The sequence below is a fragment of the Streptomyces sp. NPDC090025 genome (genome assembly GCF_044748125.1).
In the GTDB taxonomy this organism is placed as follows: domain Bacteria; phylum Actinomycetota; class Actinomycetes; order Streptomycetales; family Streptomycetaceae; genus Streptomyces.
The window spans coordinates 602,318-622,249 of sequence record NZ_JBIVFL010000003.1; the positions used below are offsets into that span (position 1 = coordinate 602,318).

The following is a 19,932-nucleotide window of genomic DNA, read 5'->3' on the forward strand; positions in this document are numbered from 1 at the left end:
CTTGTCTTCGCCGCCAGGATGGACGTGGGCCACCATGACTCGGAGCGGGCAGGCGCTACTGCCGCGCACAGCGTACTCCTCGGCTCGGCCCGCCCCGACCAACTCGCCCAGGATTCGACTGGCGCACCCCGCTACCGACCTCGTCCCGCATGCGCGGTGCCGGTCGCGGCCAAGGCCGCCACCGGGCCTCAGGAAATGATCATGATCGTTCAGGGGGACTTCAGGAGCCGGCCCGGCCCGTGAACCCTCCGCAGCGCACCCCCTGACCACCCGCGAACGCCTTGAGACCCAGTTCGATGGAACACCATCTGAACTGGGCCTCAAGACTTCTACCGCGGTGGGCGCGGACGGTTTCGAACCGCCGACATCTGCTTTGTAAGAGCAGCGCTCTACCCCTGAGCTACGCACCCGGACAATGAGGCAACAGCCTACATGGCCGACCCGTGGGGACCGCAAACCGATAGGGAACGGGCGTCGGGGTGGGGTGGGAGGGGCGTGTGTCCGGGTGGGTGGGGTGGGAGAATGGGGGGTCCGGGCAGGTGGCGGAGTGAGCGCGGGGAGAGGGAACGTGGCGGCGAGCGTGCGCAGGGGCAGGGTGGGGTCCGGGATCGCTGGTTCGGTGCGGTTGGCGCTGGCGTTTCCGCTGCTCGTCGCCGTGGTGCTGCCGCAGGCCCTGGCCGGGAGCGGGGGTGGTGGGCGGCGGTGGTTCGGGGGGCGGGACGAGAGCCGACGGGCCGAGGCGCAGGCCGCCAAGGACGCCGCGGCCGCCGCCTTCTACGAGCTGGACACCGCGCAGCGCGGTCTGCGGATCTCCATCGAGACGATCACCGCCGTCGACGACTCGGCGGACGCCCGCCGTGCCGTCGAGGGGTTCGCGGCCCTGGGGCGGCGGATCGACGAGGTCAGCCACGGGTACATCACCGCCGTCGACACCCACGACCTGGACCGGGTCGAGCTCGACGCCGCCACCGCCGGGCGCGCCAAGGGCGAGCTGGAGCGGGCGAAGGCCGAGCTGGTGCGGGTCAAGGGCGAGCTCGACCGGTTCGAGCAGGGGCTCGGGCCGCTGCTCGACCGGGCCGAGACGCAGCTGGCCCGGCTCGCCCCCGCCGTCGAGCGGGCGCGACAGGCGCTCCGGAACGCGAGCACCGCTCTCGACGGCACGCGGGAGGCCGGGTTCCAGGCCGACGACCTGGCCCTGCGGCTCGCCCGCCTCGGCCCGGAGCTCACCCGCCTCAACGAGGGCGCCGGACGGCACGGCGTCGCCGAGACCCTGCAGCGCGCCGACACCGTGCTCCGTGAGGCCGAGGCCGTACGGGCCGAGGCCGAGCGCGTCCCCGAGCGGGCCGCCGAGATCGACAAGCGGCTCGTGTCGCTCCGTACCCGCGCCCAGGCGCTCACCACCCGGGCCGCCGGGGTCGAGCCGGTCCTCTCCGAGCTGCGCCGCCGCTTCTCGGCCGCCTGCTGGCAGGACCTCCAGCACGTGCCCGAGCAGGCCGCCGGCGCCGCCCACCAGGCCGAGGAACGGCTCGCGGAAGCAGCAAAGGCGCGGTCGGAGCAGCGCTGGCCCGACGCCACCGCGCTGCTCGCCACCGCCCGCGCCCTGCTCAACACCGCCGACGAGGGCGTCTCCGCCGCCGGTGACCGGCTGCGCCGCCTCAACGCCGTCGCCAAGGACCCGCAGGCCGAGATCGAGCGCGCCCGGTTCGCCGTACGGGACGCCCAGCGGCTCGCGATGGCGGGCCGCAGCACCCCCGACCCCCGGCACGCCCGCCCCCTCGACGACGCCGTCGCCCGGATCGACCGCGCCGTCGCCGGTCTCGACACCGGCCGCCACCCCGACTACTGGGCCTTCCTCACCGAGTTGGAGGCGATCCGTGCGACCGCCGCCCAGGTCGTCGAGCAGATCCGGGACGAGCGGGGCCGGGCCTGACCGGTACGCCGTAACCTGTGCGCATGCCTCGTTACGAGTACCGCTGCCGCACCTGCGGCGACACCTTCGAGCTGAGCCGGCCGATGGCCGAGTCCGCCGCCCCCGCCGCCTGCCCCGTCGGGCACGACGACACCGTCAAGCTGCTCTCCGCCGTCGCCGTGGGCGGCAGTGCGAGCTCCGGACCGGCCCCGAGCGGCGGCGGTGGCGGCTGTTGTGGTGGAGGGTGCTGCGGCTAGCAGCCGTCCGGTCAGGCGGTGTGGCGGTGCTCGTGTGCCGCCGCCCGGAAGCGGCGGATGATCTCCTCGCCCGCTGCCACGCCCCGCTCCGCCAGCGCCGCCAGATGCGGCGCGGTCAGCTCCGTGTCGGCGAGTTCGCCGTGGCCCGGCCGCCAGGCCAGGTCGGCGGCGAGCAGCAGATCCGCGTCGAGGAGCGAGTCCCCCGCCGCCAGCGTGAGCGTGGCGCCGACGCGCCGGGCCACCTCGCGCATGGCCGCGCTCTTGGTGAGCGGCCGGGGCACCGCGTACACCTTGCGGCCCTGCAGCGACACGGTCCAGCCGCGCTCGTCCGCCCAGGCGGTGAAGCGGTCGAGCCAGCCCTCCGGCAGCAGGTCGCGTTCGATGACGAGGTATGCGAACAGGTCCTCGGCGACGCGGTGCTTGCGCACCCAGGACGGGTCGGTGGTCTCCGTCAGGTACGCGCGGATCTCGGCGAGCGGCGCGCACGCCTCGGCGAGCCGCCCGCGCACCTCCGCCTGCCAGTCGGGGTCGGAGACGCCGTCGACGAGGATGTGGCCGCCGTTGGCGCAGATCGCGTACGCGGGCGCCGTGCCGGGCAGCCGGATCCGCTGGTACTGCTTGCGGGTACGGGTGGTCGTCGGCACGAAGACCGTCTCGGCGGCCAGCGCCCGCAGTTCCTCCGCGGCCCGCTCGGTCAGGTACGAGAGCGGCTTCGCCTCGTGGACCTCGACGCAGAGCAGCCGGGGCGCCTGCGGGTCGGGCATCCCGAGCGCGAGTGCCCCGCTGGAGTAGATGAGGGTGCGGTCGAGGTCGCTCGCGACCAGGACCGTACGCGTACCGGTCGCGAGGCCGGACGCCGTGGTCTCGGGCGTCGGCGCGGGCACCGTCGTCTCGGGCGCGTTCACCGGGACACCACCGCCGTGCCGTTCGCACCGGTCGCCCCGCGCGTGTACTGCGGGTGGATCAACCCCACGCAGGTGTACGGCAGTTCGTCGACCTCCTCGACCGGCACCCCGCGCTGTTCGGCGAGCAGCCGTACGTGGGCCAGGTCGGCGCCCGCGCCCCGCTTGGCCAGGATCTTCCAGGGCACCCGGCGCAGCAGCACCCGGGTGGTCTCGCCGACCCCGGGCTTGACCAGGTTGACGTCGTGGATGCCGTACTCCTCGCTGATCCGCTCGACCGCCGCCCAGCCCTCCCAGCTCGGGGTGCGGTCGGCGGCGAGCAGCCGCTCGACGTCGGCCGCGACGGCGGCCGTCACCTCGGGGTCGTCGAAGCGGGCGGCGACGGCGTCGAGGAAGTCGGTGGAGACGTCGGCGCCGGCCAGCTCGCGGTAGAACTTGGCGCCGTGGAAGTCGTGCGGGCCGACCAGGTCGGAGCGCAGCACGGTGCGCGATATCAGGCCGGAGACCGTGGAGTTGAGGCACGCGGAGGGGATGAGGAAGTCCTCGCGGGTGCCGTAGGTGCGCACGCAGGAGCCGGGGTCGGCGAGCACCGCGATCTCCGGCACGAACCGCCCGTACTCCGCCGACCGGCCACCTTCCACCGCCTCGCCGCCGCCCTCCGTCGGACCGGCATCGCCCGCCGCCTGGGCGGACTTCGCGAACTCGGCCAGCGCCTCGCGCAGTTCGCGGGTGATGGCGCCCTTGCCGGTCCAGCCGTCCACGAACACCACGTCGGCCGGGTCGTGATGGGCGGCGAGCCAGCGCAGCGCGTTGGCGTCGATGCCGCGGCCACGGACGATCGAGACGGCGTAGTGCGGGAGTTCGACGCCGTGGCGTTGGAGCGCCCAGCGGCGCATCAGGACGCCGACGGGCGTACCGGCCCGGGCGAGCGACACGAGCACCGGGCGCGGGCCGCGCTCGGCGAGCACGGTCTCGGTGACGGTGCCGACGGCGCGGGCGATCCGGGCGGCGGAGTCGTCGAGCGCGGTCCGGAACAACTCCTGGTAGGCGGCGCTCGGCTGGTACTCGACCGGCAGCGACTCGGCGTAGTGCGCGCCGCCGCTCTGGATGGCCTCCTCGCGCTCCTCGGTCGGGGCTTCGAGCTCCACGTCCGAGAGGTCCTGGAGCAGCCAGCCGACGTCCTCGGGGGCGTACGAGGAGAAGGCGGGGCCGCGGAGCGGCTCGGGCAGCATGGAGCTCCTTCCGGGAGCTTCGTCGGAGTCCCAGGTCGCGGTGGGCGTGCCGGGGGGCGTGTAGGAGGGGACGACGGCGAGCACGACGTGCGGGACGTGTTCGGCGAGGCGGGCGAGCAGCCCGTCGGGGGCGTGCAGCGCGGGGGTGTCCCCGGCGGAGTCCACGACCGCGACGACGGCGTCGAAGCCGCCGCCCGCGACGTTGTACGCGTACCGCTCGCCCGGTCCGTCGGCGGGCGCGTCGTGCGCCGGGAACACCAGGCGGGTGCGTATCGCGTAGCCGGGGTCGTCGACGGCGAGCACCGGCGACCGGGTGGTCGTCGAGTAGCGGACCTCGGCTGCGGCGCCGTCCTGCCGCTCCAGCGCGAGCGCGAGCCGCAGCGGCGCGTACATCAGCTCCTCCGAGCCGAGCACGAGCACCCGGGGCGGCGGCGTGGCGCCGGTGCTCTGCGAGTACGGCAGGGCGGCGGCGAGCCGGGCGGCCATCGCGGGCAGGGCCGCCTCCAGGTCCTCCCGGTGCCCGGGGGTGAAGCCGTGCCGTCCGCCGTCGGGCAGCCCGCCGGGCCAGCGCAGGTCGACCCGTACGACACCGCCCGTACCGGGACCGGGACCGGCGACACCGGTACCGGGCGCCGCGCCCGCCTCGTACCGCGTCACCAGCTCCTGCCCCTTGGCGAGGACGCCGTCCGGCAGGTCCACCGTCCCGGCCGCCAGGGTCAGCAGGTCCACCCGGGCGCCGAGCTCGGCCGCGAAGGCGTCGAGCCGGGCCCGGTCGGCGGGGGTGCGCATGTCGACGAGGGCGATGACGACGTAGCGGTCGCGGGGGTGGCGCTCGTGGAGGTCGCGGATGGTGTTGAGGACCGTGTTGCCGGTGGAGAACTCGTCGTCCACCAGGACCAGCGGGCCGTCGCCCGCGAGCAGCTTCGGGTCCTCGGGAAGCAGCAGGTGGGAGGTGGCGTGGGAGTGGGACTCCTCGAAGCCGCCGGCCGGGGTCACGCCCTCGACGGGGCGGCGGGTGGAGTGCAGGTACGGCGCGAGGGCCAGGCCGTCGGCGACGCTGTGGCCGAGGCCGGTCGCGGTCTCCGCGTAGCCGAGCACGACGGCCCTGGCCGCCTCCTCGTCGCCGAGCAGCCGCCGGGCCCGTACGCCCAGGTCGTACCCCGCCGCGTGGACCACCGAAGGCCGCTGCGGCACGTGCTTGCCGAGCACGTTGGAGACGAGCAGGTGCGCCCGCTTGGGGTTGCGGCGCAGCGCCAGGCCGAGCAGCGCGGGCAGCGCCTCGTCGCCGAGCAGCTCGACGCCGAGCCGCTCCGCGACCCACGTTCCGGTCCACACCACGTTCTCGTACCTCTCCGTCATCCCTCGTCCGTCATCAGTCGTCCGTCGTCCGTCGTCCGTCACCGCTGATCAGCGGTGACGGGTCCCTCATCGCGGGGCTTCCGCCACCGGCGGCAGGCAGGCCGTGAGCAGCTCCACGAAGCCGACGTCCTCGCGGGCCACGCCGAACACCTCGGCGCGGCGCAGGGTCCGTTCGGCCCAGGCGCGGTGCGGCTTCACCTCGTTCATCTTGTTGGTGTACGCGGAGCGGAGCACTCCGCCACCCCCTCGTTCCGGCCGCAGGATGTCCTGTGCGTCGCTGTACTCCTCGTGGCTGACCACGGACAACGCGTGCACCGGCACCACATGGGTGGGGTGGATGCAGGTCTTGCCGAGCAGTCCGTTGGCGCGGTCGAGCTCGATCTCGCGGAGCAGTCCGTCCAGGTCGTGCTCGATGAGCGCGGTGCGCAGCGCCTCGGCGCGGCCCTCCAGGAAGGGGCTGCGGCGCAGCTGCGGCTTGAACATGCGCTCGCCGGGTCTGAAGTACTCCCAGACCGGGCCCGTGATGGTGAAGCCGGTGCCGTCGGAGCGGCCGAGGACGTTGACGACGTCGCCGATGACGGCGGCGACGATCTGCACGTCGTACGCGGTCATGTCGGGCGAGCGGCGCAGTCCGTAGTTGGAGCAGAAATCGGTGACGCCGAGGCGGAGGGCGAGGATCCGGTCGCGGTACTTGTCGGTGAGGGCGGCGATGCCCGCCAGGGTCTCGACCCGGGTCTCCAGGTGGAGGAGGTCGGGGGACTCCAGGACGGGCATGGCGAAGAGCCGGCGGCCGCAGGCCCGCTCGGCGACGGCGAGGGCTTCGAGGAAGGGGCGGCCACGGCTCTCGGTGAACTTGGGAAGTACGAATCCGGACAGCAGACGGACCGTATCGCCGAGCCGCTCGACGAGGTCGGTGATCTGGTGCGGTTCGCGGACCCGGATGAAGAGCAGGGGGAGGTCGTCCGCGCCCCGCGGGTCCGGGCCGGACCCGCCCGGCGCCCCGGCGGCGAGCTCGGCGAACTGGTGGACCAGGTTGGCCTCACCCGCCGCCACCTCGGTGTCATTGATGGAGTCCTCCAGGCAGAGGACCATCGAGACGACGCCGTGGGCGGCCTGCTTGCGGATGTCGGCGGCGAGCCGGGGCCGGGTCGCGGGGCTGTAGAGGGTGGCCCCGAGGGCGACGGCGAGCGTGCGCGCGGGAGAGTCCGCCGTGAATTCGGCGGGCTCCCGGTGGAACAGTCCGGCCCGCGTGGCGGCCGGGATGTGCCCGAAATGACGCATGTATCTCCCCCGGTCTGCCGGTACGGCCATGTCGACACGTGGCCGGTAATAGTACGTAGGTAAGGGTGTCCATAGTTCCCCGTGGGCGTGAAGTTCAGGTAACTCGTCCGCTTCCGGCCCCCCGCGTTGTCCCGGGGGCCGCCGGGCAGGGAAGATGACCGGCATGACGCACGCGATGCTGAAGGGCTCCAACGTCCCTCTCGACACCGCGGCCGTACGGGCCGTGCTGCGCTGGACCCCGGGGCCGGGGGTGCCGGACGTGGACGCCTCGGCGCTGCTGCTCGGGGCGGACCGGCGGGTGCGCTCGGACGAGGACTTCGTCTTCTACAACCAGCCCCGCCATCCGTCGGGCCTGGTCCGGCGGCTGGCGAAGAAGCGCGGCCCCGAGGGCCTGACGGACACGGTCGAGGCCGATCTCACGGCCCTGGAAGCCACGGTCGACCAGGTCGTGATCGCCGCCTCCTCGGACGGCGGCACCTTCCGCACCGTCTCCGACCTGCGGATCCTGCTGTACGACGCGGCTCCGGGCGCGACGGGCGGCGAGCCGCTCGCGGTGTTCGACGTGTCGGCGGAGACCGGCGAGGAGACCGCGATCATCTGCGGCGAGCTGTACCGCCGGGGTGACCGCTGGAAGTTCCGCGCGGTGGGGCAGGGCTATCCGACGGGCCTGGTCGGGCTCGCCACCGATTTCGGGGTGTCGGTCGACGACGCCACGGCGGCTGCCGAGTCGGGTGCGGAGACGGGTACGGAGACGGGGGCAGGCGCAGGGGTACGGGCCGGGGCCGAGGCCGAAGGCGCCCCGCACGGGCCCGGTTCCGACCTGGACGCGACCGTCGCGCACGCTCCCGGCGGCCCTGGCGGCGCGGTCGGCCCCGGCGGTCCCGGTGGGGTGGTGGTGCCGCCGCCGCCCGGCGTACCGCCGCAGCCGACCCAGCCGCCCGCGTACGGCTACCCGCAGCCGGCCGGGGCACCCGGTCCCGCGCCCGCCTACGGCTATCCGCACGGGGCGCCGGAGTTCCGGATGCCGCCGATGGGCCCGCAGTTCATCGGCCGCTGAGCCCCGCCCCGTACCGCCGGATCCGCCGACTCCGGATCCGTCGGCTCCGGATCCCCCGCCACCGTCACCGTCACCGTCACGACGGTCATGTCTTGGACTTGTAGCCGCGGCCCCACTGCAAACCCCAGCCGTACAGCCGGTCCAGCTCGCCCTGGAAGCCGTACACGAACCGCACCTCGCGGCGGACGATCAGATCGCCCTTGACGTTGTCGACGGTGAAGACCGCGCAGGAGCGGGCCTGCGGGGCGTGCTCGTCGAGTTCGATCTCGATGCGCGGGCCGTTGCTCGGGTAGAGGGTGATCTTGGCGTGGGTGCGGTCGAAGGCCGGGGTCTGGTCGTAGATGTAGACGAAGAACAGCAGCCGCTTGATCTCGTCGCGGTGGTCGAGGTTGACGAAGATCGTCTCGCCGGACGGGGCGCCGAACCGGTCGTCGCCGCTGAGCTTCACGTACGGCGCCTCGTTCAGCTCGCCGAAGAAGCCGCCGAGCGGCTGGACCACGCCTTTGCTGCCGTCGGCCAGCTCGTAGAGGCAGCCGAGGTCGAGGTCGACGTTGACCATGCCCTGGGTGTGCGCCTGGACCTCCTCCGGCTTGAACAGCCGCAGCGGGTGGCGGAGCAGGCTGGTCGACTGGCGGGGGCGGCGCTCCAGGTCGGAGGTGCGCATCCGCCAGGAGAGGTTGACCCGGAGGTTGCCGGTGGCGGCGCCCTGTTTGGTCAGGGAGACGCTGGGGCGGCGGCGGGTGAGGTCGATCGCGTCCGACCCGAAGGCACCGGAGGCGCCGGAGTCGAACGGCTCCCCCCGGCCCGGAAAGAGATTGTCGAAGAAGCCCATCGGCTCGCACCCCCCATTGCTGACCCCACCCCCCGTGACGTGGCGCGCCCGGTGCGCACACGCCGCGGGGCGGCCGGGTGCACCGGCCGCCCCGCAGTGAAGCGTTCCTCATTGTCGGGGGTGTCACACCCCGGACGACACCTCTGTCTTGTCGCCGGGGCTGTCAGCTTTTCCCTCGGCCGCCGCGAGGGCCTTGTTGCGGCGGACGGAGGACAGGAACGACCAGCCGATGAGGGCGACGCCGATGCCGCCGGTGACGATCTCGGGGATCTCGTACTGGATGGTGATCATGAGGACCACGGCCAGGGCGCCGATGGCGTAGTGGGCGCCGTGCTCCAGGTAGACGTAGTCGTCGAGGGTGCCCTGGCGGACCAGGTAGACGGTCAGCGACCGGACGTACATGGCGCCGACGCCGAGGCCGAGGGCCATCAGGACGATGTCGTTGGTGATGGCGAAGGCGCCGATGACTCCGTCGAAGGAGAAGGAGGCGTCGAGGACCTCCAGGTAGAGGAACATGAAGAAGGCGGCCTTGCCGGCGAGGGCGACCGCGGAAACCTTCTTGCCGCTGCGCTTGGCCGCTTCCTCGGCCTCGTGCTCGCGCTCCTCTTCCTCCTCCAGCTTGTTCTCGAAGTAGCCGGAGAGACCGCCGACGACGAGGTACGTGATGAGTCCGGCGATGCCGGAGATGAGCACTGTCTGTGCCTTGTCGACGTGCGCGCCGCCGTGCTGGTGGGCGTGGGTCGCGAAGGTCATCGAGGTGATGAGCAGGACGATCAGCGCGATGCAGACCGACAGCATGTCGACCTTGCCGAGCTTGGCGAGCGGGCGCTCGATCCAGCGCAGCCACTGGATGTCACGGTCCTCGAAGATGAAGTCGAGGAAGATCATCAGCAGGAACATGCCACCGAAGGCGGCGATCGACGGGTGCGCGTCGGTGACCAGTTCCTGGTAGCGGTCCGCGTCGTTGAGCGCCAGGTCGACGGCCTCGATCGGGCCGACCTTGGCACTGATGGCGACGATGACGACGGGGAAGACCAGCCGCATGCCGAACACCGCGATGAGCACGCCGACCGTCAGGAAGATCTTCTGCCAGAAGGCATTCATCTTCTTGAGGATTCCGGCGTTGACCACCGCGTTGTCGAAGGAGAGGGAGATCTCGAGGATGCAGAGGATCGCGACGACTCCGAACGCTTCCCACCCCCCGTAGAGCACCGCGGCGATCAGGCCGAGCGCAGTGATCGCGAACGACCAGCCGAAGGTTTTCAGAACCACTGTCTACCCCATCGTGAGAAGTACGCCGCTTTACGAAACGTTGACCCCGAAGTCTAGAGCGATGCCCCGGAGGCCGGACGCGTACCCCTGACCCACTGCCCTGAACTTCCATTCGCCGTTGTAGCGGTAGAGCTCACCGAAGATCATCGCGGTCTCGGTGGAGGCGTCCTCGGAGAGGTCGTAGCGGGCGAGTTCCTGACCGTCCGCCTGGTTCACGACACGGATGAAGGCGTTGCTGACCTGGCCGAAGGTCTGGCCGCGGTTGTCGGCCTCGTGGATCGAGACCGGGAAGATGATCTTGTCGCAGTGGGCCGGCACCCGGGTGAGGTCCACGATCAGCGACTCGTCGTCGCCGTCGCCCTCACCGGTGAGGTTGTCGCCGGTGTGTTCGACGGAACCCTCGGGGCTCGTGAGGTTGTTGTAGAAGACGAAGTACTCGTCGCCGAGCACCCGGCCCGACTGGCAGAGCAGCGCGCTGGCGTCGAGGTCGAAGGGGGCTCCGGTGGTGGAGCGCGCGTCCCAGCCGAGACCCACGAGCACCTGGGTGAGGTTGGGTGCGGCCTTGGAGAGGGAGACATTGCCTCCCTTGGCGAGCGTGACGCCCATGACGGTGGGTTCCTCCCCGTGGGTCCTACGGATGTGCGAAGTGGTGCGGGCGCGTCCGATGGTGCGGGAGCGCCGGGTGGTGCGGGTGTGCGCACTGCGGTGCGGGTGCGCCGGGTGGTGCGTGGTGCGTGGTGCGTGGTGCGTGGTGCGTGGTGCGTGGTGCGCCAGATGGTGCGGGTGCGAAACGTGGTGCCGAGGCGCGTCCGGCGCCGCACGAGGAGTGCGGCGCCGGACGGGTGCGGGACCGTGACCGGTCCCCGTGTGGTCAGACGTTGACCTCGGCTCAGACGTTGACGCCGAAGTCCTGCGCGATGCCGCGCAGACCCGAGGCGTAGCCCTGGCCGACCGCGCGGAACTTCCACTCCGCGCCGTGGCGGTAGAGCTCGCCGAAGACCATGGCGGTCTCGGTCGAGGCGTCCTCGGAGAGGTCGTAGCGGGCGATCTCGGCGCCACCGGCCTGGTTCACGACGCGGATGAACGCGTTGCGGACCTGGCCGAAGGACTGCTGGCGGTTCTCGGCGTCGTAGATCGAGACCGGGAAGACGATCTTGGCCACATCGGCCGGCACGCCCGCGAGGTTGACCTTGACCTGCTCGTCGTCACCCTCGCCCTCACCGGTGAGGTTGTCACCGGTGTGCTCGACCGAGCCGTCGGCGCTCTTCAGGTTGTTGAAGAAGACGAAGTCCTGGTCGTTGCGGACCTTGCCCTCTTCGCTCACCAGGATGGCGCTGGCGTCGAGGTCGAAGTCCGTACCGGTGGTGGTGCGAACGTCCCAGCCCAGACCGACGGTGACGGCGGTCAGGCCGGGGGCCTCCTTGGTCAGCGAGACGTTGCCGCCCTTGCTGAGGCTGACTCCCACGAGTCCCTCCATTGGTTTCCTAGGGGCAGCGCCCCCGTCGTGCGTTGGCATCGGATCAACGTCTGGATCCTAGTGACGGGTTCCCAGTCGAAACAGACGTTTCGTCCGAGTGTTCCGAGTGTCGGGCTCCGGCGCAGCTCAGAGGGCGGCGAGCGCCGCCGCGTAGGCGTCGGCGTCGCGGGCGTCCGGGAGGGCGTTGACGACCGCCCAGCGCACCAGGCCCGCCTTGTCGACGACGAAGGTGCCGCGCACCGCGCAGCCCTTGTCCTCGTCGAAGACGCCGTACGCGCGCGAGGCGGCGCCGTGCGGCCAGAAGTCGGAGAGCAGCGGGAACTCCAGCTCCTCCTGCTCGCCGAAGACCCGCAGGGTGTGCATCGAGTCGGCGGAGACGGCGAGCAGCTGGGTGTCGTCGTTGACGAACTCGTCCGCCCGCTCGCGCAGCACCCGCAGTTCGCCGGTGCAGACCCCGGTGAACGCGAACGGGTAGAAGAACACGACGACGTTCTTCTCGCCGCGGAAGTCGGAGAGCCGCACGGTGCGCCCGTGGTTGTCCTTCAGTTCGAAGTCGGGTGCCGCCGCGCCGATCTCGATCGCCATGCCGTACGCATCCCTTCGCCGGTGGCCCAGCCCTTGGGCCGAATCGGTGAAACCCACCCTAAGGGGTGGACAGCGGACCACCCCGCACGCCCGTACCCGGGCTTCCGCGGACCCGCACGCACGGGAGCCCCCGCCGGGAATCCGGCGAGGGCTCGGCGCAGCGTAGCGGGGTCAGCGCTTCGGGGTGGCGAGTCGGGTACCGACCCAGTCCTTGGCGACACTGATGCTCTTCGTCTGGGAGAGCCCAGCGGTCTGCGCGCCATCGTTGATGTCGCTCGGCTCGATGTAGCCTTCGCGGCCCGTCTTCGGGGTCAGCAGCCAGATCTGGCCGCCGTCCTCGAGGAAGCCGATGGCATCCACCAGGGAATCGGTGAGATCACCGTCCTCGTCACGGAACCACAGCAGTACGACGTCGGCGACGTCGTCGTAGTCCTCGTCCACGAGATCCTGGCCGATAAGGGACTCGATGCCTTCACGGAGATCGTGGTCGACGTCGTCGTCGTAGCCGATCTCCTGGACCACCTGTCCGGGCTCGAACCCCAGCCTTCCGGCCGGGTTGGTCCGCTCCTCCGCGTGGTCCGCGGTCGCGCTCACGGCTTGCCTCCTGCTCATGTATCGGAAAATGCCTCGCCGCGCGCGTGCGCGCGGCGCTGGCCGTAGTCCACACGTGCCGGGGCGGATCGCGCAAGTACCCGGCCGATGAGACCGCCGAAACGGTGACGTTTGGGGCCGTCTCGCCGCAACTTCCGGCGAGTGACCGTCGCGCTCCGTGACGTGGCACGCACTCTTCGCCCCGCAATGTGGGGCTCTGCGGCTTCAGTCTGCCGAACGCGCTGACGAAACGCATGCGCGGGATGGGCGTAAGGTTGCGATTTGACCGGACCGGAGACCGTCGGCGGACCGTCGGCGACGGGCTCTGGGCGCCCCGCGAGGGTTACCGCTCGGTAAAGATGACGTTTGCCGTCGGCGGGGTACACGATGAACATCCCGGCCCCAGCGGGGCTCCCGTCCCGCTGGGCTCCACCGAGCAGCGAAGGAACAGCGTGGCTTCCGCATCCGATCGCAACCCGATCATCATTGGCGGCCTCCCCAGCCAGGTCCCGGATTTCGACCCGGAAGAGACCCAGGAGTGGCTCGACTCCCTGGACGCAGCCGTCGACGAGCGGGGCCGGGAGCGGGCCCGCTACCTCATGCTCCGGCTGATCGAGCGGGCGCGCGAGAAGCGCGTCGCGGTCCCGGAGATGCGCAGCACGGACTACGTCAACACCATCGCCACCCGTGACGAGCCGTTCTTCCCCGGCAACGAGGACATCGAGCGCCGGGTGCTCAACGCCACCCGCTGGAACGCGGCCGTCATGGTGTCGCGCGCCCAGCGCCCGGGCATCGGGGTCGGCGGTCACATCGCCACCTTCGCCTCCTCGGCCTCGCTGTACGACGTCGGCTTCAACCACTTCTTCCGCGGCAAGGACGAGGGCGACGGCGGCGACCAGATCTTCTTCCAGGGCCACGCCTCCCCCGGCATCTACGCCCGCGCCTTCCTGCTCGACCGGCTGACCGAGACCCAGCTCGACGCGTTCCGCCAGGAGAAGTCGAAGTTCCCCAACGGGCTCTCGTCCTACCCGCACCCGCGGCTGATGCCGGACTTCTGGGAGTTCCCGACCGTGTCGATGGGCCTCGGCCCGCTCGGCGCGATCTACCAGGCCCGGATGAACCGCTACATGGAGGCGCGCGGCATCGCCGACACCTCCAAGTCGCATGTGTGGGCGTTCCTCGGCGACGGCGAGATGGACGAGCCGGAGTCGCTCGGCCAGCTGACCCTGGCGGCCCGGGAGAACCTCGACAACCTCACCTTCGTCGTCAACTGCAACCTGCAGCGCCTCGACGGCCCGGTGCGCGGCAACGGCAAGGTCATCCAGGAGCTGGAGTCGGTCTTCCGGGGCGCCGGCTGGAACGTCATCAAGCTGATCTGGGACCGCTCCTGGGACCCGCTGCTGGCGCAGGACCGGGACGGCATCCTGGTCAACAAGATGAACACGACGCCGGACGGGCAGTTCCAGACGTACGCCACCGAGACCGGCGGCTACATCCGGGACCACTTCTTCGGCGACGACCAGCGGCTGCGGGCCATGGTCGACGGCATGACCGACGACCAGATCCTGCACCTGGGCCGTGGCGGTCACGACCACAAGAAGATCTTCGCGGCGTTCTCGGCGGCCAAGTCCCACAAGGGCCAGCCGACGGTCATCCTGGCGAAGACGGTCAAGGGCTGGACCCTCGGCCCCAACTTCGAGGGCCGCAACGCCACCCACCAGATGAAGAAGCTGACGGTCGACGACCTGAAGCGCTTCCGCGACCGGCTGCACATCCCGGTGACGGACCGCCAGCTGGAGGACGGGCTGCCGCCCTACTACCACCCGGGCCGGAACTCCGAGGAGATCCAGTACATGCACGACCGCCGCAAGGCGCTCGGCGGGTACGTGCCCACCCGGGTGGTCCGCTCCAAGCCGCTGGCGCTGCCGGACGACAAGACCTACGCGGCCGTCCTCAAGGGCTCGGGCCAGCAGCAGATCGCCACCACGATGGCGTTCGTCCGGCTGCTGAAGGACCTGATGCGGGACAAGGAGATCGGCAAGCGCTTCGTGCTGATCGCCCCCGACGAGTACCGCACCTTCGGCATGGACTCCTTCTTCCCGAGCGCCAAGATCTACAACCCGCTCGGCCAGCAGTACGAGGCGGTCGACCGCGAACTGCTGCTCGCCTACAAGGAGTCCCCGACCGGCCAGATGCTGCACGACGGCATCTCCGAGGCGGGCTGCACCGCCTCGCTGATCGCCGCGGGCTCCGCGTACGCCACCCACGGCGAGCCGCTCATCCCGGTCTACGTCTTCTACTCGATGTTCGGTTTCCAGCGCACCGGCGACCAGTTCTGGCAGATGGCCGACCAGCTGGCCCGCGGCTTCGTGCTCGGTGCCACGGCCGGCCGTACGACGCTGACCGGCGAGGGCCTGCAGCACGCCGACGGCCACTCGCACCTGCTGGCCTCGACCAACCCGGGCTGTGTCGCCTACGACCCGGCCTTCGGCTTCGAGATCGCGCACATCGTCAAGGACGGTCTGCGCCGGATGTACGGTCCGGACGCCGAGGACGTCTTCTACTACCTGACGGTCTACAACGAGCCGATCCAGCACCCCGCCGAGCCGGCCGACGTGGACGTCGAGGGCATCCTCCACGGCATCCACCGCTACCGCCGCGGCGAGGCCGGGGCGATCCCGGCGCAGATCATGGCCTCCGGTGTCGGTGTGCCGTGGGCCCTTGAGGCGCAGCGGATCCTGGCCGAGGAGTGGAACGTACGGGCCGACGTCTGGTCCGCCACCTCCTGGAACGAGCTGCGGCGCGAGGCCGTGGACGTGGAGCGCCACAACCTGCTGCACCCGGACGAGGAGCAGCGGGTGCCGTGGGTGACCCGGAAGCTGCAGGGCGCCGAGGGCCCGTTCGTGGCCGTGTCGGACTGGATGCGCGCGGTGCCGGACCAGATCTCCCGCTGGGTGCCGGGCCGCTACACCTCGCTGGGCGCGGACGGCTTCGGCTTCGCGGACACCCGGGGTGCCGCGCGTCGCTTCTTCCACATCGACGCCCAGTCGATCGTGCTCGCGGTGCTCACCGAGCTGGCCCACGACGGCAAGATCGACCGGTCGGCGCTGAAGCAGGCCGTGGACCGCTACCAGCTGCTCGATGTGGCCGCCGCCGACCCGGGCGCGGCGGGCGGCGACGCCTGAGCCCGGGCCCGCCGAACCGGGCTGACGGCGCCTCTGGCGCGTAACCGCTGGTGAGGGGCGGTGGGACCATGGTCCTGCCGCCCTTCGGCGTTCCCTACGATGCCGGTCATGAAGGATCGCTGGGAGGAACGCACCCAGACACCGCTGCTGGTGCTCGCCGTCGCGTTCGGGATCGCCTACGCCGTGCCGATCGTGGCGCCGGACGCCGCCCCGTGGGTGCACCGGCTGTGCACCCATGTGGAGTGGGGGGTGTGGGCCGCGTTCGCCCTGGACTATCTGGTCCGGCTGGGACTCGCCCCGGCCAAGTGGGCCTTCGTGCGCGGCCATCCGGTGGATCTGCTGGCCGTGATACTGCCGATGGTGCAGCCGCTGCGGCTGCTCCGGGTGGTCTCCACGCTCCTCCTGGTGGGCCGGCGGGCCCGGATGGCCCCGCAGATAACGCTCACCACCTATGTGGCGGGCGCGGTGGTCGGGCTGATGATGTTCGGCTCGCTGGCCGTGCTCCATGTGGAGCGGGACGCGCCGAACGGCAACATCAAGACGCTCGGGGACGCGGTCTGGTGGTCCTTCACCACGATGACCACGGTCGGCTACGGCGACCACGCCCCGACCACGGGCCTCGGCCGGGTGCTCGCGGTGGGCCTGATGCTGTCCGGGATCGCCCTGCTCGGTGTGGTGACCGCGAACATCGCCGCCTGGTTCATCGCGCGCTTCGAGCGGGACGACGAGGTGGAGCGGCGGCAGACCGAGCTGCTGCTCGCGCTGACCGAGGAGGTCAGGGAGCTGCGGGCCGAGGTCGCGCGCCTCTCACCCCCGCAGCCCCCGGCGCCCGCGCAGCCCCCGCCGCCCGCCGAGCCGGCCGGGCCCGCCGCCACCCCGGCAGCCGCCGCCGCTGCCGTCACCGCTCCCAGATCTTGAACGCCCGCACCTGATAAGGGGATTGCGGCACCCACACCCCCTTGCCCGGATAGGTCTCGAACTCCCCGGTCTCCGCGCACTCGGCGGACTGATAGGTGGTGACCGGCCGCCCGGTCCGGTTGGCGAGGGACTGCGCGCTGGTGCCCGCCGGGAGCGCGACACAGCTCTCGATGTCGAGCGCGGCCAGCTCGTGCGCCTGGGCGCGGCCCTTGAACTCCGTCTTCGGCCACAGGCACAACTGGCCCGGCCCGCAGGCCCCGAGCGTCGTGGCCCCGGCCGCCGTCACCGCGCTCCGCACGGTCGGCACCGCCGCCTGCGCCGGGAGCGTCAGCAGCCCCGTCAGCGCCGCGAGCACCACCCCGGCGGTGAGCGCCGCCCGCCGCACCCCGGCCACCCCGGCCGCCCCGGCCGCCCCAACCGTGTCCGTCGCCTGAGCCGTCTTCTCGGTCATCGTGTTCGTGAACATGCAGGTGAACCCCCGTCTCGTAACTCTCTGTAATCAAGAGCATGGCGAAGGAACCCACCGCATGGAAGAGGGGCCGCCCCCGTTCACGCGAACGGGTGACGGCCCCCTACGGGAACCCTGAGAGCCTGGGTCAGCGGGTCAGATGTGGCCCACGCCCGCGCCCGCCTCCGCGTTCTCACCGCGCTTGGTGAAGGTCGCGACGACGGCGGCGAGGACGGCCACCACACCGGCGACGGTGAAGGCCGCGCCCATGCCGTCCATGAAGGTGTCGTGGATGACGTTGCCGATGGCGTGGACGCTCTCGGGCGTCATGCCCGGCGCCTTCGCCAGCTCCGGCGGGACCATGCCGAACTCGGCCGCCTGCTCAAGGCGCGGGTCGGCGGCGCCGGGCAGTCCGGCGGACGACCAGTTCTCGCCGAAGGAGCTCGCGACCTTGGACGACATCACGGCGCCGAGCACCGCGGTGCCGAGCGCGCCGCCGACCTGCATCGCGGCCTGCTGCAGACCGCCGGCCACACCGGAAAGCTCCAGCGGCGCGTTGCCGACGATGACCTCGGTGGCGCCGACCATGACCGGGGCGAGGCCCAGGCCGAGCAGGCCGAACCACAGGGACATCGCGAAGGTGCCCGTGCCGGACGAGAGGGTGATCATGCCGAACATCGCGACGGCCGTGCACACCATGCCGCCGACCAGCGGGACCCGCGGGCCGAACTTGGTGATCAGGGCGCCCGCCAGCGGCGAGGAGACGATCATCATGCCGGTCAGCGGCAGCAGGTGCAGTCCGCTGTCGACCGGGCTGAGGCCCTTCACGCCCTGGAGGTAGAAGGTCACGAAGAAGAGGCCACCCATGAAGGCGAAGGCCATCAGGATCATCAGCACCACACCGGCCGACAGCGGCACGGAGCGGAACATCTTCAGCGGGATGAGCGGCTCGGCGACCCGGGTCTCCCAGATCGCGAAGACCACGAAGAGCACCAGGGCGCCGATCAGGCAGCCCCAGGTCTTGAGGTCGCCCCAGCCCCAGGACTCACCGGCCTTGATGATGCCCCAGATCAGGGCGCCCATCGCGGCCGAGAGCAGCACGATGCCGGGGATGTCGAAGGAGCGCGGGGCGTTCTCGGCGCGGTGGTCCTTGAGGATCACCAGGCCGAGGACGAGCGCGAGGACGCCGACCGGCACGTTGATGAAGAACACGGACTGCCAGCTGACGTGCTCCACGAGCAGGCCGCCGACGATCGGGCCACCGGCGGTCGAGGCGCCGATGACCATGCCCCAGATGCCGATGGCCATGTTGAGCTTCTCGGCCGGGAAGGTGGCGCGCAGCAGACCGAGCGCGGCCGGCATGAGCAGCGCGCCGAAGAGGCCCTGGAGCACCCGGAAGGCGATCACGAGCCCGATCGAGCTGGACAGGCCGATCGCGCCGGAGGCGACGGCGAAGCCCGCGATGCCGATGAGGAAGGTCTGGCGGTGCCCGAAGCGGTCACCGAGCTTGCCCGCGGTGACCAGCGCGACCGCGAGGGCGAGCAGATAACCGTTGGTGATCCACTGCACCTCGGCGAGCGACGCCTGGAGGTCGTCCTTGATGGCGGGGTTGGCGATGGCCACGATCGTGCCGTCGAGCGCGACCATCATCACGCCCACGGCCACACTGAAGAGGGTCAGCCACGGGTGCCCGCGCAGTCCCTTCGCCGGGGCCGCCGCTGCGGGCTCCCGGTCACCCCCTCGACCCTGCGGGGCCTTTTCCACGGTGGTCTGACTAGTCATGAGAATCAGGCTAATGTCAGCGACTGACAATTGACAAAGCAGTTCACGTGCCGGTAACTGTCGCGTAGCTCACAGGTACGCTGAGTCGGACGAAGTGACCGAAAAGTTACGGTGAAAGGGCCCCGAGAAGTGACCGTTGCCCCCGGTCTGCGCGAGCGGAAGAAGCAGCGCACCCGCGACGCGCTGATCAGGGTCGCGCTCGAACTGTTCACCACCCAGGGGTACGAGCGGACCACCGTCGACGAGATCGCCGACGCCGTCGAGGTCTCCCAGCGCACCTTCTTCCGCTACTTCGCGACCAAGGAGGAGGCCGCGTTCGCGGTCCAGCGGATGGTGGAGGAGCGTTTCCTGCAGGCGCTCGCCGAACGGCCGCCCGGCGAGGGCCCGTACGACGCCATGCGCAACGCGGTGCTGAGCGCCTGGGACACCATCGGCGAGGCGATCGCCGAGGTCGTCCCCGTCGAGCTCTACATCCGCAGCTTCCACCTCATCGAGTCGACGCCCCCGCTGCTCGCCGTCCATCTGCGCCGCTCCACCGAGATGGAGGACTCCATCGCCCGGCTGATCGCCGACCGCGAGGGGATCGGCCTGGACGAGGACCCGCGACCGCGGATCGCGGTCGCCGCATTCAGCGGGGTGATGCGGGTCGCCGGCCAGCTGTGGGTGCGCACCGAGCAGCCCACCCTGGAGTCGATCAGGGCCCTCACCGAGCGCTACCTCGACCACCTCGGCCCGGCGCTCGAACCCCGCTGGCGGGCGTAGCGGACACACCCCGGCAGGGGTCCTTACGAGGGGCTTTACGGGACGGCGCGGGCGAAACCCCGCCCGTACGTGATCCACGTCAC

The 19,932-nt window shown here is 71.3% G+C and carries 17 protein-coding genes and 1 tRNA gene; 6 read left to right on the forward strand and 12 right to left on the reverse strand.

Annotated features, from left to right (window positions below):
* Positions 1-338 precede the first annotated feature (338 nt).
* Positions 339-410, reverse strand: a tRNA-Val gene (locus tag ACIPXM_RS12065).
* A 170-nt stretch (positions 411-580) separates the two neighbouring features.
* On the opposite strand from ACIPXM_RS12065, the gene ACIPXM_RS12070 reads away from it, so the two are divergent.
* Positions 581-1,930 carry a hypothetical protein gene (locus tag ACIPXM_RS12070; RefSeq protein ID WP_401654677.1) on the forward strand — a complete coding sequence of 450 codons (1,350 nt, stop codon included), beginning with the start codon at positions 581-583 and terminating at the stop codon, positions 1,928-1,930.
* A 23-nt stretch (positions 1,931-1,953) separates the two neighbouring features.
* Positions 1,954-2,166 carry a zinc ribbon domain-containing protein gene (locus ACIPXM_RS12075; protein WP_401654678.1) on the forward strand — a complete coding sequence of 71 codons (213 nt, stop codon included), beginning with the start codon at positions 1,954-1,956 and terminating at the stop codon, positions 2,164-2,166.
* Between the two features lie 11 nt (positions 2,167-2,177).
* On the opposite strand, the gene ACIPXM_RS12080 is transcribed toward ACIPXM_RS12075, so the two are convergent.
* The 3 genes from ACIPXM_RS12080 to ACIPXM_RS12090 all read right to left on the reverse strand — a co-directional run bounded on the left by ACIPXM_RS12080 (position 2,178) and on the right by ACIPXM_RS12090 (position 6,940).
* Positions 2,178-3,050, reverse strand: a complete 873-nt coding sequence (locus tag ACIPXM_RS12080) for an HAD family hydrolase (RefSeq protein ID WP_401654814.1) — start codon at positions 3,048-3,050, stop codon at positions 2,178-2,180.
* 17 nt (positions 3,051-3,067) lie between these two features.
* The gene (locus ACIPXM_RS12085; protein WP_401654679.1) at positions 3,068-5,659 is read right to left on the reverse strand and encodes a phosphoribosyltransferase; all 2,592 of its coding nucleotides are present in this window, start codon (positions 5,657-5,659) and stop codon (positions 3,068-3,070) included.
* A 66-nt stretch (positions 5,660-5,725) separates the two neighbouring features.
* Positions 5,726-6,940, reverse strand: coding sequence for an HpcH/HpaI aldolase/citrate lyase family protein (locus ACIPXM_RS12090; RefSeq protein WP_401654680.1), 1,215 nt, complete (start codon positions 6,938-6,940; stop codon positions 5,726-5,728).
* A 154-nt stretch (positions 6,941-7,094) separates the two neighbouring features.
* On the opposite strand from ACIPXM_RS12090, the gene ACIPXM_RS12095 reads away from it, so the two are divergent.
* Positions 7,095-7,997 carry a TerD family protein gene (locus tag ACIPXM_RS12095; RefSeq protein WP_401654681.1) on the forward strand — a complete coding sequence of 301 codons (903 nt, stop codon included), beginning with the start codon at positions 7,095-7,097 and terminating at the stop codon, positions 7,995-7,997.
* 85 nt (positions 7,998-8,082) lie between these two features.
* Here the strand turns inward: ACIPXM_RS12095 and ACIPXM_RS12100 are convergent, their stop codons facing one another.
* The 6 genes from ACIPXM_RS12100 to ACIPXM_RS12125 form a co-directional block, all read right to left on the reverse strand.
* Positions 8,083-8,829, reverse strand: a complete 747-nt coding sequence (locus tag ACIPXM_RS12100) for a Tellurium resistance (RefSeq protein ID WP_401654682.1) — start codon at positions 8,827-8,829, stop codon at positions 8,083-8,085.
* A 123-nt stretch (positions 8,830-8,952) separates the two neighbouring features.
* A complete protein-coding gene (locus ACIPXM_RS12105) occupies positions 8,953-10,101 on the reverse strand; it encodes a DUF475 domain-containing protein (RefSeq protein WP_401654683.1) in 1,149 nt (382 codons plus the stop codon).
* 30 nt (positions 10,102-10,131) lie between these two features.
* Positions 10,132-10,707 carry a TerD family protein gene (locus ACIPXM_RS12110; RefSeq protein ID WP_401654684.1) on the reverse strand — a complete coding sequence of 192 codons (576 nt, stop codon included), beginning with the start codon at positions 10,705-10,707 and terminating at the stop codon, positions 10,132-10,134.
* Between the two features lie 283 nt (positions 10,708-10,990).
* Positions 10,991-11,566 carry a TerD family protein gene (locus tag ACIPXM_RS12115; protein ID WP_030210761.1) on the reverse strand — a complete coding sequence of 192 codons (576 nt, stop codon included), beginning with the start codon at positions 11,564-11,566 and terminating at the stop codon, positions 10,991-10,993.
* Between the two features lie 138 nt (positions 11,567-11,704).
* Positions 11,705-12,163, reverse strand: a complete 459-nt coding sequence (locus ACIPXM_RS12120; RefSeq protein WP_401654685.1) for a peroxiredoxin — start codon at positions 12,161-12,163, stop codon at positions 11,705-11,707.
* Between the two features lie 171 nt (positions 12,164-12,334).
* On the reverse strand, positions 12,335-12,757 hold the full coding sequence (locus tag ACIPXM_RS12125; protein ID WP_401654686.1) for a DUF3052 domain-containing protein: 423 nt from the start codon (positions 12,755-12,757) through the stop codon (positions 12,335-12,337).
* Between the two features lie 449 nt (positions 12,758-13,206).
* Here ACIPXM_RS12125 and aceE point away from each other — a divergent pair, with 449 nt between their 5' ends.
* Positions 13,207-15,939, forward strand: a complete 2,733-nt coding sequence (gene aceE / locus ACIPXM_RS12130; RefSeq protein ID WP_401654687.1) for a pyruvate dehydrogenase (acetyl-transferring), homodimeric type — start codon at positions 13,207-13,209, stop codon at positions 15,937-15,939.
* Positions 15,940-16,047: 108 nt separating this feature from the next.
* The gene (locus ACIPXM_RS12135; protein ID WP_401654688.1) at positions 16,048-16,857 is read left to right on the forward strand and encodes a potassium channel family protein; all 810 of its coding nucleotides are present in this window, start codon (positions 16,048-16,050) and stop codon (positions 16,855-16,857) included.
* On the opposite strand, the gene ACIPXM_RS12140 is transcribed toward ACIPXM_RS12135, so the two are convergent.
* Together ACIPXM_RS12140 and ACIPXM_RS12145 are read right to left on the reverse strand one after the other, a co-directional pair.
* Positions 16,838-17,323: a peptidase inhibitor family I36 protein gene (locus ACIPXM_RS12140; protein ID WP_401654689.1), complete on the reverse strand. Its 486-nt coding sequence runs from the start codon at positions 17,321-17,323 to the stop codon at positions 16,838-16,840. The two genes, ACIPXM_RS12135 and ACIPXM_RS12140, sit on opposite strands and share 20 nt — an antisense overlap.
* 138 nt (positions 17,324-17,461) lie before the next feature.
* Positions 17,462-19,087, reverse strand: coding sequence for an MFS transporter (locus tag ACIPXM_RS12145; protein WP_401654690.1), 1,626 nt, complete (start codon positions 19,085-19,087; stop codon positions 17,462-17,464).
* 129 nt (positions 19,088-19,216) lie between these two features.
* Here ACIPXM_RS12145 and ACIPXM_RS12150 point away from each other — a divergent pair, with 129 nt between their 5' ends.
* A complete protein-coding gene (locus ACIPXM_RS12150; RefSeq protein WP_401654691.1) occupies positions 19,217-19,849 on the forward strand; it encodes a TetR/AcrR family transcriptional regulator in 633 nt (210 codons plus the stop codon).
* Positions 19,850-19,932: the final 83 nt, after the last annotated feature.

Excerpts from the sequence above, each read along its gene's own strand:
- ACIPXM_RS12095 (WP_401654681.1), top strand. The coding sequence starts at position 7,095 with ATGACCGGCATGACGCACGCGATGCTGAAGGGCTCCAACGTCCCTCTC.
- ACIPXM_RS12140 (WP_401654689.1), bottom strand. The coding sequence starts at position 17,323 with ATGTTCACGAACACGATGACCGAGAAGACGGCTCAGGCGACGGACACG.
- ACIPXM_RS12110 (WP_401654684.1), bottom strand. The coding sequence starts at position 10,707 with ATGGGCGTCACGCTCGCCAAGGGAGGCAATGTCTCCCTCTCCAAGGCC.
- ACIPXM_RS12145 (WP_401654690.1), bottom strand. The coding sequence starts at position 19,087 with ATGACTAGTCAGACCACCGTGGAAAAGGCCCCGCAGGGTCGAGGGGGT.
- ACIPXM_RS12120 (WP_401654685.1), bottom strand. The coding sequence starts at position 12,163 with ATGGCGATCGAGATCGGCGCGGCGGCACCCGACTTCGAACTGAAGGAC.
- ACIPXM_RS12100 (WP_401654682.1), bottom strand. The coding sequence starts at position 8,829 with ATGGGCTTCTTCGACAATCTCTTTCCGGGCCGGGGGGAGCCGTTCGAC.
- ACIPXM_RS12075 (WP_401654678.1), top strand. The coding sequence starts at position 1,954 with ATGCCTCGTTACGAGTACCGCTGCCGCACCTGCGGCGACACCTTCGAG.
- ACIPXM_RS12135 (WP_401654688.1), top strand. The coding sequence starts at position 16,048 with ATGAAGGATCGCTGGGAGGAACGCACCCAGACACCGCTGCTGGTGCTC.
- ACIPXM_RS12090 (WP_401654680.1), bottom strand. The coding sequence starts at position 6,940 with ATGCGTCATTTCGGGCACATCCCGGCCGCCACGCGGGCCGGACTGTTC.
- ACIPXM_RS12085 (WP_401654679.1), bottom strand. The coding sequence starts at position 5,659 with ATGACGGAGAGGTACGAGAACGTGGTGTGGACCGGAACGTGGGTCGCG.